The 14,311-nt window shown below is 39.3% G+C and carries 12 protein-coding genes and 1 pseudogene; 5 read left to right on the top strand and 8 right to left on the bottom strand.

Annotated elements, in window-relative coordinates:
- The 4 genes and pseudogenes from N780_RS09205 to N780_RS09190 form a co-directional block, all read right to left on the bottom strand.
- Positions 1-369, bottom strand: a 369-nt coding sequence (locus N780_RS09205; RefSeq protein ID WP_036782775.1) for a hypothetical protein, incomplete at its 3' end; no start/stop codon positions are given.
- A 105-nt stretch (positions 370-474) separates the two neighbouring features.
- Positions 475-1,721: pseudogene (locus N780_RS09200) on the bottom strand (NAD(FAD)-utilizing dehydrogenase).
- A gap of 88 nt (positions 1,722-1,809) precedes the next feature.
- Positions 1,810-2,604, bottom strand: coding sequence for a S8 family peptidase (locus tag N780_RS09195; protein ID WP_036782772.1), 795 nt, complete (start codon positions 2,602-2,604; stop codon positions 1,810-1,812).
- 390 nt (positions 2,605-2,994) lie between these two features.
- Positions 2,995-4,434 (bottom strand): poly-gamma-glutamate hydrolase family protein, encoded by a 1,440-nt coding sequence (locus N780_RS09190; RefSeq protein WP_036782769.1) that lies wholly within the window; start codon positions 4,432-4,434, stop codon positions 2,995-2,997.
- 244 nt (positions 4,435-4,678) lie between these two features.
- Here N780_RS09190 and nadE point away from each other — a divergent pair, with 244 nt between their 5' ends.
- The 3 genes from nadE to N780_RS09175 are packed head-to-tail and all read left to right on the top strand — an operon-like array spanning position 4,679 to position 7,478.
- A complete protein-coding gene (gene nadE, locus N780_RS09185; protein WP_036782766.1) occupies positions 4,679-5,428 on the top strand; it encodes an NAD(+) synthase in 750 nt (249 codons plus the stop codon).
- Positions 5,429-5,431: 3 nt separating this feature from the next.
- Positions 5,432-5,992: a cysteine hydrolase family protein gene (locus tag N780_RS09180; protein WP_036782763.1), complete on the top strand. Its 561-nt coding sequence runs from the start codon at positions 5,432-5,434 to the stop codon at positions 5,990-5,992.
- 49 nt (positions 5,993-6,041) lie between these two features.
- The gene (locus N780_RS09175) at positions 6,042-7,478 is read left to right on the top strand and encodes an NAD(P)H-binding protein (protein WP_036782760.1); all 1,437 of its coding nucleotides are present in this window, start codon (positions 6,042-6,044) and stop codon (positions 7,476-7,478) included.
- Between the two features lie 142 nt (positions 7,479-7,620).
- Here N780_RS09175 and cydC read toward each other — a convergent pair whose 3' ends face one another.
- The 4 genes from cydC to N780_RS09155 all read right to left on the bottom strand — a co-directional run bounded on the left by cydC (position 7,621) and on the right by N780_RS09155 (position 12,853).
- Positions 7,621-9,333 carry a thiol reductant ABC exporter subunit CydC gene (cydC, locus tag N780_RS09170; protein ID WP_036782757.1) on the bottom strand — a complete coding sequence of 571 codons (1,713 nt, stop codon included), beginning with the start codon at positions 9,331-9,333 and terminating at the stop codon, positions 7,621-7,623.
- The gene (gene cydD / locus N780_RS09165) at positions 9,330-11,063 is read right to left on the bottom strand and encodes a thiol reductant ABC exporter subunit CydD (protein WP_036782755.1); all 1,734 of its coding nucleotides are present in this window, start codon (positions 11,061-11,063) and stop codon (positions 9,330-9,332) included. The genes cydC and cydD overlap by 4 nt, the downstream gene beginning before the upstream one ends.
- 350 nt (positions 11,064-11,413) lie before the next feature.
- A complete protein-coding gene (locus N780_RS09160; protein ID WP_036782751.1) occupies positions 11,414-11,623 on the bottom strand; it encodes a helix-turn-helix transcriptional regulator in 210 nt (69 codons plus the stop codon).
- Positions 11,624-11,860: 237 nt separating this feature from the next.
- Positions 11,861-12,853 carry a zinc-binding dehydrogenase gene (locus N780_RS09155; protein ID WP_036782748.1) on the bottom strand — a complete coding sequence of 331 codons (993 nt, stop codon included), beginning with the start codon at positions 12,851-12,853 and terminating at the stop codon, positions 11,861-11,863.
- 130 nt (positions 12,854-12,983) lie between these two features.
- Between N780_RS09155 and N780_RS19785 the strand changes: the two genes are divergently transcribed.
- Together N780_RS19785 and N780_RS09150 are read left to right on the top strand one after the other, a co-directional pair.
- Positions 12,984-13,121 (top strand): hypothetical protein, encoded by a 138-nt coding sequence (locus tag N780_RS19785; protein WP_156969121.1) that lies wholly within the window; start codon positions 12,984-12,986, stop codon positions 13,119-13,121.
- Positions 13,122-13,218: 97 nt separating this feature from the next.
- Positions 13,219-14,178 (top strand): MBL fold metallo-hydrolase, encoded by a 960-nt coding sequence (locus N780_RS09150; protein WP_036782745.1) that lies wholly within the window; start codon positions 13,219-13,221, stop codon positions 14,176-14,178.
- Positions 14,179-14,311 lie beyond the last annotated feature (133 nt).

Raw genomic sequence — 14,311 nt, 5'->3', positions numbered from 1 at the left:
TTCCTCTTCATCTGTTACGGGTTCTTCCTGCTCTTCCTCTTCATCTGTTTCTTGTTCCTGTCCTCCTTTAGCATCATCAAAAAAATCATCCATCCTGTCACTTATCTTTTCGTTATGGGCGGTTATTCTGCCAAGACGGTTTTCAATGTTTTCTAATCGTTTACTTATCGCTTTTTCCTGAGCTATTTTCTTCTTCTCCTTAGAATCTTGCTTAAAACTTCCTCTACTATTAGCATCCTTTTGTTGTTCTTTGGAGATCGCACCATTTGATGCCTTCATTTGAGGTTCAGCACTTGTAACGACTGGCATTGTACTTAGTAAAGCAGCTGTAGTTAGAGTAGCAAAAACTTTCCTAACATGACGGTTCATATTAAAATTCCTCCCATTAAAAGCTTAGTTTCTTTTTATTTCGGATTAAAATCCATAAAATAAAAGCCCTTTATCAATAACGGGAAAAATGAACTACTTTTAAACCTAATATTGGTCGGAATTTAACATTCTACCGAGATATATTCCACTTGCAGCAGCTTGAGAAAGAGAATGGGTCTCCCCTGAACAATCACCAACTAAATATAACCCCCTCACATCTGTCCCAAAATATATATTTGTGTGTAATTTAGCTTCATAAAACTTTGCATCTATTCCATATAGAAGTGTATCAGGATGAAGCTCCTCTCCAATAAGTCCCTCCAAGGAGTCAAACATTTCTAGCAGACCTCGCCAGTATAAAGAAGGAACTTCCTCTTTTACATTCCCAGGTACAGCATCAAGTGAAGGAACAATCAAATTGGTTTCCAATGAATTAGTTTGTCTATTTGCTTTTAAGTCTTCCAATCGTTGTATCACAATACGCCCTCGGTCTTGATTAATACCACCAATGACTTTTTTCGCATCTTCCATAGCGGAATCGTGATCTTCATAATACCTTGGTATAAATAATGTGAAGTTCAGGTTAGCTCCTGGGCGTTCGCGTTCCCTCGCATTTTGGCCATAAGGCATCACTAAACCATGTTGGTGCTTGCGAATAATCCTCCCTTTAGGATTCATGCAGTAAGTCGTAGCAGAATAGCCTTCCCCATAATAGGTTAACTTCGTTTCAAAAGTATCTTGTAAAAGGTTTCGTAATTGATCCCCCTTCATTTCAACACGTAAACCTAAATCGAGCCTTGTTTCTCCTGCGTCAATGCCTAATGATGCAGCTTGTCCTTCCAACCATTCACTTATCCCAGTACCTATGCCAACACGATTCGATAAAACTATCCCTTTGTTCGTATGGATCTCAAATCCTTCATCTAAGTCCTTTATCTCAGATATATCTGCTTCAAATTGGAAATCCATTGCCCCTTCGATCTCATCAAACAAGGATTGAAAAACGCTTTCAGCCAAGGTTGTACCTAAGTGGCGCACTTCAGTAGATAATACGTTAAAAAGCCAAAACCAGATGCTTTAGAAGCTAATTCCTCATTTTTGTAGTATACTTTTCAACGGCGTCCCCGCTGAAGTCGTTTGTGTAATTAAATTTACCTTCTGATTTCCCAAGTCCAGCAACCCCTGTGTATTTATGGCATCCATTCTTACAGGTACATAAAGCCACATAACCTCTCAACTACCGGTTTCCCTTTATCTATGACAATCACCGATACATCTGGATTCTTACGCTGTATTGTATAAGCTAAAAAAACATTACTAACTCCTGCACCAATAATCGTTAAATCATACATGTCACTCCTCCTCTCGAACCATCTATTCTATGAATAACGAAAAGACGCTTCTATTGTAGAAAAAAAGCGCCTCTTAGGAAATGCCCTCTTATTGTGTAGCCAGAAAACGATCAAGCTCAAGCACCCGATACCCATCCTTTTCATAAAACGAAGTAAGACGAAGAAGGAAACGTGCATCATCATTTGTCATATGGGGCTGGATTTCTTTGAAATAAGCAAGCATACCTGATACTGAGCCCGCAGCAAAACTCGTTCCCGTTTTTCTAACTACCTCCCCGCCAAGGCTAGCACCTTCTATCAGCACTCCCGGAGCCAGAAATTCTACATCACCACTCCGGTTTCCGTTCTCATACAGATGCTCACGATAGGTGTTATATCCCCCGATGGCAATGACTTCACCCAGGCTAGCAGGAAAGCTAATTCGATCGGTCCTTCCATCATTTCCACTAGCTCCAACGAAAACGACTCCTTTACGTTCCCCCCAGCGTATGACCCAAGAAGTAAAAGGGTTCGAGACTTCGGACATACTCAAATTCACAATATCTGCCCCTTTTACTACACTATAAAAAATACCTATAAACGACGTACCAATCCCCGACCCATCTTGACCTAAAGTTTTCACAGGCAATAACTTTGCATTCGGTGCCACAGAGTGAATGATACTTGCAACATGTGTTCCATGACCATGATCATCCATAGCATCTCCATCCCAGTTAAAGAAGTCATATCCCTTTTCAACATGTCCTTCAAGTATGGGATGTGTAGGGTCAATCCCAGTATCAACTATAGCTACAATCGTCTCTTTCGTATCAAACTCAGCTAGTTCTATATAAATAAAAAAACCAGTTAATAGAATGACATAAAACAAAAAGACTTGTTTCATGCAAACCCCTCCATATTTATATATATGAAGAAATCGTTACGTTGATATGTTTAATTTTACAAAATATTTAGAATATTTACCATACCTTAATGTTTTAATTTTCCATGTATGCTCCTTATAGGAATTCTTAAAGTTGAGAGAATGTTTCCGTTAACTTTAATAGAGCGTAAGGCAGGCCTGGAAACCAATCGCTTTCCTATGGGGAACTGGTGAGCCTCCTGCGGGAAAAAGAGGTCTTAAATAAAGGTGGAGGATGGTAACGGCACTACGTATAAAAAAGTGTCCTAACTTCGAGCATTCAGGATTACACCTTCTTAAACCTTATTAAAGAATAGCTTCACCAACTTAAAAAACCAAAAATGTGCTCCCTACAGGAGCACATTTTTGGTTTTATTGACTATTCTTCCAAGCAGTGTAGCTGTGTATGGCAATGCCCTTAAAACCTGGTTGGGGTTCTTCCATAAAGTATGTTCTTACTTTGGCAATTTCTCCTTCTGTGTAATTTAGAGATTTCCCATCAAAAGAAACATAATCAATCTTATATGGATTCAGCTCTACTCCTACTTCAACTTTTGGAGACTTGGCATGCAATACTTCATTTTGTGCTAATGAGGTAATACTGTTTGATCCAAGTGCTGTATTGCGGTACGACATGATCGAGACATAGTCTTGCAAATCGATCATTTCCTTATAGAAATCTGTATCATAATCATCCACTGAACTGTTATCAGTCCAGAATGGCAAAGCGCTGCCGACGATGAAACCGTAGTCTTTAGCATACTTCACGTAAGATTCTGCTGATCTTTTCCATTCATCTACAGCCTGTTGTCTATGATCATCCCACATTTGGAGAGAGTAAGGTTCTACGTCAAAGTGGATCCCAATAAATTGTTGGTTCTGTTCCACTTTTTGATTATACGCATGAATTAGATCGACTCGTTTAAGAGCATCATTTGTATATGCCTCTTGTCCCCACAAAGGACTTCCAATTAGAGCGTGGACCTCAATGCCTTGTTCTGTAGCATATTTAATGAAATATTGATACGTTTTTGTATCCACCTTTGGATAAAAACGCATATAGAGTTGATCTACTTGTTGATTCACCAAGAACTCTACGGTCTCATCAGGTGTGTCTACAAAGGGTTCAGACTTCCACATCCACACGCTTTTCTGAGTATTGTATTCATTTATTGCATCTTGTATGGCTGTAACATACTGAAAATAAGTGTCTGATTTAGACGCTTCAGCATTAAATGTAGAGCTTGTATAATCTCCATCAAAAAATGCTGACCACTGTGCATCTGTAATGAGAAGGTTTACCCCAGTTGAGGACGTCTCAATGACCGACGATTCTTCTGAGGTTGCCAACCCATCGCGTACGGTAAATCCAAGTCGATTTAAATGCTTTTTTAAGGAGCTTTTCAGTTCTTCATCAAGACCTGACAAAGTTGTCATCGGAATCGTTCCTGAACTGCCCTGGATGGAAATTCGTGCTGAAGGAGTTTGGTCGAGTTCAAATATGTTGGAAGTGTCAGATTGAATAAATAAATCAGATCGAGCATCCAACTCTCGAGTCATGGAGTAATAATTATGTGTGGAACCTGCTATATCTTCTACTAACAGAGACGTTGCCTGAAGATATTCTTCACCTGGTAAGTCAATGTTCACTAGCGTGTTGGAGTTTGTTTCATTTAAAAGTAATTCCCAGCAACTCACCTCACAGTAAGTAGTCGTCTGAGTCCCTTCCCCGTCAACCACTTTACTAGGCAGAAGTACAAGGGCAAAAATAAGTGCAAATGCTACTTTCATCATTATTTTCATTGATTTCATGACCTATTCTCCTATATTCCAATGTGATTTTATACCCATTTCTCTATTAATATCGTACGAACTCTAAAAAGGTTAAGCTTTTTTTACTATTTAATAAGATAAAAATACTAGTCATTTCGACACAAACCGATTCTAAGGACACTGATCTTATGTCATAGTCCATCATATACTACCTGACGTTTACTCTTTCCCAAAAGAAGGAACTTAGATCTATACGACAAGCCAGAAAGGATGATGATTTCACATGGAGAAAAAAGTAGAATACTTAACAAATTGGATTAAAGAAAAAGTAGAGGAAGCAGGTGCCAATGGTGCACTTGTTGGAATAAGCGGGGGTATTGACTCTGCAGTTGTGTCTTGTTTAATAAAACGCGCTTTTCCTGATCAATCTTTAGGTGTCATACTACCTATTGATCAAGAAGTGCAAGACCAAGAGGATGCGGTAACTCTTGTAGAGGAAATCGGATTAAATTATATAGGGATTAATTTAACAGATCCCTATCAAACCACACATGCTACTATAAGAGAAAAACTTAAGGAGAAAGGGGATTGGCAAGAAGAACGTTCTCAATTAGGCGGAGCAAATTTACAAGCTCGACTACGTATGAGCACTCTTTATGCTGTGGCCAACCATTATGGATATTTAGTAATAGGTACTGATAATGCCGCAGAAGATTATACTGGCTATTTCACAAAATACGGAGATGGTGGAGTAGATTTAGTCCCCCTCATAAACCTTCGTAAAGAAGAAGTAAGAGAACTTGCTGAGTATTTAGAAGTGCCTGGTTCAATCATTAATAAGAAGCCAAGCGCCGAACTATGGGAAGGACAATCCGATGAAGATGAACTCGGGGTTTCTTACGACTCTATTGACGCCTACCTTCGCGGAGAGTCTATATCTCAAAAAGATAAAGAACGTGTTCAACAACTTCATAAGCAAACTCAGCATAAGAGACAAATACCAGCTGGTCCTGAACCATTTAAAGGAGAGTAATTCATGAAGCAACACCAAACTGCCTTAATCCTTATAGATATGGTAAACAAAATGGACTTTGAAGGTGGAGAGGACTTACTAGAAAATACTTTAAGTATCGTAGAACCTCTTAAGAGTTTAAAAAGACAAGCTAAAGAACAAGGTCTACCAATAATTTATGTAAATGATAACTTCGGATTGTGGCAAGAAAATGTTTCCGACGTGATCGAAGAGTGCAAGGAAGGAAGGGGAGAATCAGTTATTAAACACATCTCCCCGGAAGATGATGATTATTTTATTATTAAACCAAAACATTCTGGTTTCTTCGGAACTCAACTCAGCATCTTACTCAACAAACTAGGGGTAAGTAACCTAATCTTAACAGGTATTGCAGGAGATATATGCGTTCTCTTTACAGCGAATGATGCCTATATGAGAGAGTATAACATCTGGATTCCAAGAGATTGTGTCGCTTCTGAGCAGTGGGAAGATAATCAAAATGCTTTAAGAATTATGGAACGCTCTCTTTCAGCCAACACGACAAAATCGAGCCAATCCAACATTCAAGAAGCATTTCTGCCATAACCATTGCAGGAGATAGATTCGAGCTTTTTATAGAGTAGGAGGAATTGCTATGAGTGAAGCCAAAAGGCGTCCCGTCGTAGCTTTAACAGGAGCAAGCGGGTATATTGGCCAGAATTTATTAAAGAAGTTGACGAAATATGCAGATGTTATTGCTCTTTCAAGGAATGGAGACGATAAACAAGATACAGAGCACATCACTTGGCGTTCATGTGATCTATATTCAATGGCTGATGCGGAGAAAGGGTTAGAAGGGGCAGACTTCGCGGTCTACCTGGTTCATTCTATGCTACCTTCAGCTAAACTCACACAAGGATCTTTCGAAGATATGGATGTTATTCTAGCAGATAATTTCGCTCAAGCAGCTAGGAAGCAAGGTATACATCAAATTGTTTATTTAAGCGGCATTATCCCAGAGTCAGAGCAGTTATCGAGACATTTAAGAAGTCGTTTAGAAGTAGAAGAAATTTTAGGGGCTTATGGGGTTCCTGTCACTACAATTCGAGCTGGTTTAATTGTGGGACCTAAAGGCTCATCCTTCCCCATTCTTAAAAAGCTCGTTAAACGGCTCCCTTTTATGGCTCTACCTAAATGGACAAGAACGAAGACTCATCCCATCGCTCTAAAAGAAGTGTTACACGCTTTGAATAAAAGCATTGGGAATGAACGATTATCAAATAAAGCAATCGATGTTGGCGGACCTGAAATTATGACTTATCAAGACATGATGATTCAAACAGCGGAATCGTTAGGGAAAAAGCCTCGCATTTTTCCTGTTCCATTTATGACGGTCAATTTATCAAGGCTATGGGTCAGCCTTACGACCGGAACGCCAAAAGAAATGGTCTATCCACTTGTAGAAAGTCTTGTTCACCCTATGACCGCCAAGCCTGAGAATATGGATCCTGAAGTCAGCTATGGTCAAATGAGCTTTAAAGACGCTGTCGAAACTGCGATTGAAGATGAGAAACAAGAAGAAAAAAATCAAAAACCATCCAAAAACACTCAGGGAATAAAGATGCCGGTTGTTCAGCATGATGTTCGATCAGTTCAGCGAATTCTATTACCTGAAGGTAAAAACGCAGACTGGGCGGCTCAATATTATGTTCATTGGTTATCTACTATCCTAGATCCTTTCGTCCATACAGAGACAGATCATGAAGACAATACTCAGATATGCCTTCGCTTAAGTCGAACACCTTTATTAGAACTCAGTTATTCACATGAGAGAAGCACATCAGACCGAGCGCTTTTCTATATTACGGGCGGATCTTTCCAAAACACTAAACGAAATGTCCGAGGGCGCCTCGAGTTTCGAAAGATTCCTGAAAAACAAGAATGTATCGTAGCGATACATGATTATATGCCATCACTACCTTGGTTCATTTATAAATATACGCAAGCTAAAGCGCATCTAATCGTCATGTTCTTGTTCCGTAAACACATTGAGAGAATGATTGAACAATCGAGCGTGCCCGATTCAGTTTAACGAAAAAAGCCGTTTACCTTTATGAAGGTAAACGGCTTTTCTTCTTGCTTTTTGACTTCCTTTTTAAAGTTCGTACTACAAAAACCCATTATGCTGTCATTTTCCATTCCTCTAATCAGGAACTTTAAAGCTGCTTAAAAACTTACACAAGCACTTCTTTTTCGATTTGTTTCATACGATAAAAATACCCTTCAAGATTCAGTAATTCTTGATAAGATCCTGACTCTACAATTTCACCTTGATCAAAAACAATAATTTGGTCCATATACTCAAGTCCGGTAAGTCTGTGGCTAATGAGGATAAGAGTATCGTCCTTGGCTTGGTGAAAAACATGCTCGTAAACTGCTTGTTCGGTTACTGCATCAAGCGAAGAAGTTGGCTCATCAAGCAACCACAACCTCTCCTTCTTCAATAGAGCTCTAGCGATTGCTAACCGCTGTTTCTCCCCTCCGGATAAATTGTCACCCTTCTCTAAGATCGTCTGATTCAAATCAAAGTCTTGCATGTGTACTTGCTCAAGGACTTCGTGAAGTTCTTCATCTGTAGCCCTTTCTTTAGCTAATAGAAGATTATCTCGTAGCGAGCCATAGAAGTAGTGATTCTCCTGTTGAACCACATTTGTACGAGCCCAGATATCTTCTTGGCTATAGGCATCTTGTGAAATTTCATCATACAATATGGTCCCGCTTGTAGGGTTGTAAAATTTTAAAAGCAACTGAAACAACGTAGACTTCCCCGAACCACTAGCCCCTATAATCGCAGTCTTTGACCCCGCCGGTATATGAAGATCTACATTTTCAAGAGAAGTCCTTTCTTCTCCAGGAAAAGCAAAAGATACACTTTTCATGGTCAAAGAAAATGGTTTGTTAACAGGCAGACTTTTCGTGGGTTCCACTTTTACCGGTTCATCCTGAACGACTTCATGAAGTCGCTTAGCTGCTCTACGACTATCTTCAAAGTGAGCAGGTACTAATGCCATCGGTACGGCATTTTCGAACACTGTCAAAGAAATCATAATCAGCATAGCTAAGAACACACCGTCTAATTCATTGTTTGAAACTAGATAAGCGCCAAATGCAATGACAAGCCATGATACAAGCAGTGTGACCATACTATTCATTGATTGATGATAAGTAGCCATCTTACCTTCTTTCTCTTGCTCATCAATATAACGAGCGGATGCTTGTTCTAATTCCTTCTTTTTGGTTCCTAGTTGTTGATATAACTTCAAATCCATGAAACCATATAAGAATTCGGTAACTTCACTAGATAAAGACCCTCGTTCTTCTCGCAAACGCGTTTCGATCCTTCTTTGTTTATAAGCAAACCATGCCGGTAATAAGAATCCTGTTACAAAAAGACCGACCAGCAACAAGATTGCAACCGTAACCGAATAAAATACTGTAAAGAAGATCGTAGCAAGAAAAATAAACCCAAGAACGATAGGGGGATAATAAACTCTCAGAAAGAAATTTTGTAACCGATCAATATCTCCGACGATTCTAGATAACAAGTCTCCGGATTTGTACTTCTGGAAAATTGTTGGCGCCAATGGCTCTAACTTCTCATAGAAATTAACACGTAGTTCGCTAAGCATTGTAAACGTTGCTCGGTGTGAATATAAACGTTCTAGATAACGCCCAAAAGCACGGGCAAACCCCATGATTTTTAAAAAAGCAATCATAAGAGAAAGGGTATAGATAGGAGGTAGCAGAGCTGCTTTTGAAATAAGGTATCCACTTGATGCAAACAGCGCAACTGCTGTAATTCCAGCCAAAAAACCAAATAAAACAGATAAATAGATATCCCTCTTCTCAACCATCATATCCTTCATTACCGCTCTAAGTTCATTCATTTCGCCATACCTCCCTGCTGCGTCTTCACCATCGCACGATAGAAAGGATTATTCTCTTCGAGCTCTAAGTGAGTTCCCTTTTGCACAATCTCTCCATGATCCATATATAATATCTGATCTGCATGCTTAATCGTATGGAGGCGGTGGGCAACAGTAATGATGGTTGCGCTTTGGCTGAGTTCTTGAATTGAGGACTGCAAGATTTGTTCTGTTTGCAAATCTAGTCCTGTAGTCGGTTCATCAAATAGGATAATGGAGGGTTGTTTTAAGAAAGCACGAGCTATTGCAACACGTTGTTTTTCTCCACCTGAAAGACCACGACCTCCTTCTCCGACAATTGTATCGTACCCATTTTCTAAGGACTCTACCAGAGGCGCAATTCCCGCTTTTATAGCAGCTTGTTCTACAGATTCCCTCGAAACCTCTCCTTTCTTACCTACTGCAATATTTTCAGCAATCGTACCAGAGAATAGAAAAGGATTCTGAGATATATAACTGACTGTGTCAAACCACTGTTCTTCTTTTAGATCACAACGCGCTAAACCATCTACGTAGACAGAACCTTGTGACAAGGGAAGAAGACCAGCTAATACATGAAGAAGTGTTGTCTTCCCTGAACCACTCTTCCCCACTATAGCTGTTTGGCTGTACGGTGGAATTTCTGCTTGAATTCCATTTAAGGCAAATCCTTCGGCGTCATACGCAAAGTGAACATTTTGCAATTGAATATGAGGAGGAACGTCCATTCGTCCAAGAGAAGTATCTCCCCATTCCACTTCTCGGTCCTCTGTATTTAAAGCCTCGGCGATTTTTTGAGCTGCCCCCATACTTCCCCGCCCAGTGTGGAAAGCCTGACCTAGATTTTTTAGAAACAAATAAAATTCGGGTGCTAATATAAGTACAAAAAAGGCCGTGGAAAACGTTATTGATTGAAATAACACAAGTCTTAAACCAACCTCTAATGCTATTAAGCCGATACTTAACATAGAAATTAGCTCTAACATAAGAGAAGAAACAAACGCGATCTTTAAAACTTCCATAGTTGAATCTCTGAAGTCCAAGCTACTCTTCTCAATTAGTTCTTTTTGCTGACGGGAGCGACCAAATAGTTTCAGAGTCGATAATCCTTGAAGGGTATCAAGGAAACGACCCGAGAAAACAGCCATTTTATCTAATTGTTCTTCAGACTTTTTCTTTGTCATAATACCAATAATGATATAAAAAAGTGGTATAAATGGGGCCGTAATCATCATGATGATCCCTGAATAGATGTGCTCCATGGAAACCACAACAAGAATCATAACGGGTACAATTGATGTCTGAATAACTTGTGGAATGTATTGACTGAAGTAACCGTCAATTTCATCAACAGCATCTAGCACGGTACTGACTTTCTGTCCTGATTGTCCTTCCATAGACGTTTGAAGTGGATTTTTAGAAAACTTATAGACAAGTTGTGATCTGAAATACTCCTTTACTCGGGATGCCATCTTCACACCAGCCCGGCCGTTCCAATAAGTTAATGCCGAACGAGCAACTAAAACGAACAACAAACCAATAAGATCAGGAATAATACTCTCGAAGCTTGCACCCTTAAGGAAAATTTGATCGACAATGGACACAAAGAATAATGCTTGAGCAATAACCGTTATCCCTAACAGAAGAGAAGAAACAATAAGCAAAGATCTGGTAGCCTTTTGTTTCTTAGCATGTTGTTTTAATACATTCATAGTAATTCCGTCTCCTTGCATCTCTCGTTTAGCTCACCATGTGAATCTTTTCACATATCTTCTTTTTGTATTATAAAAGAAATATCCTCTATATGCATGATTTCTGCCTATATTTATTGTAAAAGTAGGATTATTACTCCATTAGTGTTTATTAAGACCTCGTGAACTATTCACCAAACAAAAAAAAGCCATCTAAGTTAATTTACTACACTTTAACTAACTAAAGGGTGCCAGACACCCTTTAGTACTTTATCACATTAAGATGTGAGGTTAGCGATTATAATATCTTCCATTAAGACACAACAACAATCCTAGGCTTGTTATCTTGTTTTTAGTAGGCCATGCGAGAGTTATTTTATATTCTCATCACCCTCAAAAATAAAGAGGTCTTCAATAGCACAGTCAAATACTTGCGCTAATTTATGAGCTAGCACAAGTGAAGGCTTATATTTTCCCTTCTCGAGTGATATTATGGTCTGCCTGGATACTTGAAGCTGTACTGAAAGATATTCTTGTGTAATCTTGTTAGCTGTTCTTTTTTCCCTGATCAAATTTTTCATTCCATCACCTTTACGGTTAACTTTCTTTACGTAAAGTTTACGTGAGAACTTTCCTCTACGTCAAACTTACTTTACCTTTTTCTTCTTATTTATCCCTTCTTATGTAAAAGTAAAAAGGTACATAAAAAATGAGCATTATTTGAATGCCCATTCTTTAAAATCACTTCTATTCATGAACTATTAACCATTAAAATTCCGTGAAAGGTCGTAATCCTAATACGATTTCCCTTGTCCTTTTCAACCTATTGTAAAGCCAATTTTACCGAAGTTTTTCGAGTCTCTTATATATGCAAAAGCTTCTTTATAGTCAGATAGAGCAAACATCTTATCTACTTCTGGCGTTATGCTATGATTGGTAATAAAGGCTAGCATATCTTGAAATTCCTCACGACTCCCCATTGTTGAGCCAAGTAAGTTATATTGGCCGTAGAAGAATTTGCGAATATCTATCTCGACTTTGTCTTCTGTTGTTGCACCAAAAGTGACCACCGTACCGCCTCTCTTAACAACTCCAAGAGACTTCTCAAACGTTGCTTGGCCGATACTTTCAACGACCACATCCACCTGTTCCTCAGCTAATTCTTCTTCCCAATCGGAAAGTGTTGGAATGGCTATGTCGGCTCCTAATTCTTTAGCTGTCTCTAGCTTTTCTTCGCTTCGTGACGTGACGATTACTTTAGCCCCTACTGCATTGGCAAACTTTAAAGCAAACGTTAAAACACCACTCCCAATACCAGGAAGCAGGACCGTGTCTCCTTCTTTGACTTTAGCTCTTGTAAATAAAACACGGTATGCTGTTAATGCTGCAAGCGGAAGAACACCCGCTTCCTCCCAAGATAAATGTTGAGGTTTCTTTTCAATATTCTCTTCTGGAACGACAATATATTCAGCAAATGTACCATCATCAGGTAATCCTAAAATTTCAAAACCTTGAGGCGGGGCATCGCTGTTATGTTTCCACCCTAACCCTGGGTTAATAACAACCTCATCTCCAATGTTCCATCCCGTTACATCTTCACCAAGCTCTTCAACCAAACCGGCCCCGTCAGAACCTAATATAAGTGGAGGCTGTTCGATCTTGTGACGAATCGTTACGGCAAGATCCCGTCGATTCAAGCCTGCTGTTTTAAGTCGCACCTTCACTTTGCCTTTTCCTACTTGTGGCGCATCACACTCTTCATAATGTAATCCATCTAAACCTTCTATTTCTTTATGTATAATCGCTTTCATTAACCGTTCACTCCTTTACGAATATGAATTATCTTCTTAATCATAACAACTTTTCTGATTTCTAGAAAAACATTTCCCTTCATACTTTTCGTAAAACGACAAAATCTATCCCTATACTGGAGGTGACACTATGAGTAAGGATAAAGAAACTAAGAAACCTGACCGTAAAGAGCATCCAGCCTCTCTTCATGAACAATTTATCCAGAAAGCTGAAAAAACGAATCGCAAAACGTTTGACCGTGAAGGATTTTTAGGAAAAGGATATTAACTAAAATAGCAGCTCACCTCTCTTTGAAAGCGTAATACTGTTCAATAATCTGAATGTTTTGTAAAATAGAGGTACTATTCAGAGAGAGGTGACTTTTATGGAAGAAAAAGCTCCCATCTATCTTGGGCACCGCACTTACGTAATTGATGGTTTTGACCTAGGTATGCCTGGGCGCACAGGGATATACGTTATTGATGATAAAGACCTTACCCTCGTAGAAACCGGTCCTTCCCCTTCTGTACCTTACATAAAGAAAGGACTCGCAGATCTTGGATTTAAGCTAACGGATGTTAAGAATATTATCCTGACCCACATTCATCTTGATCATGCTGGTGGTTCTGGTTTATTACTGCAAGAATGTCCGCAGGCCACTGTTTATGTTCATCCAAAAGGGAAACGCCATCTAATTAACCCTTCTAAGTTAATTGCAGGGGCGAAGCAAGTATACGGAGACCAATTCGAGCCTTTATTCGCTCCAATACTACCTATCCCAGAAAATCGTATTGAGGTTGTTAACGAACAAGACGAGCTTCAAATCGGCCCTTCTGCAACTTTAACCTTTTACCATACACCAGGGCATGCAAATCACCACATCTCAATATATGATTCAGAAAGTCAGGGGCTTTTCACTGGAGACGCCTGTGGTATTCGTTACCAACATACCGAAGAGCACGATGTTTCTTTATATTTGCCCTCTACATCACCGAACCAGTTTGATCCCTTTGTCATGCTAGAAACGATTAAAAAATTAAGCCTTCTACCCATAACTCGTATCTACTTTGGTCATTTTAGTATGTCAGACCAACCTAATGAAGTGTTCAAATCGGTGGCAAAATGGTTACCAATTTTTATGGAAGCAGGCCACGAGTCAGCACGTGAAGGGGAGGATCTGACACAATTGAAGAAACGTCTTCACGAGAAAGTCGCAGTTTATCTAGATTCTAATGAAATTCCAAGAGATCATGAAATATATAGTGTTCTCGAGCTTGATTTTGAAGTATCAGCTATGGGAATTGCCGATTATTTAGAAAAGCAAAGGGCTCTGCCCACTCAATGAAAACAGCGGACTAAATCATTTCCTTACCTTAAGCATGAACAGGCATACTAGCCTATTCATGCTTTTTAATTTGCCTATATACAATTTATTCAAAAATAGCGCAGTAAACATGGGAGTAGAAGCTGACATTTAA

Origin of the sequence: Pontibacillus chungwhensis BH030062 (genome assembly GCF_000770675.1) — a bacterium.
In the GTDB taxonomy this organism is placed as follows: domain Bacteria; phylum Bacillota; class Bacilli; order Bacillales; family BH030062; genus Pontibacillus; species Pontibacillus chungwhensis.
The sequence above is the reverse complement of the archived record's forward strand: the minus strand, read 5'-3'. Positions and strand labels throughout refer to the sequence as shown.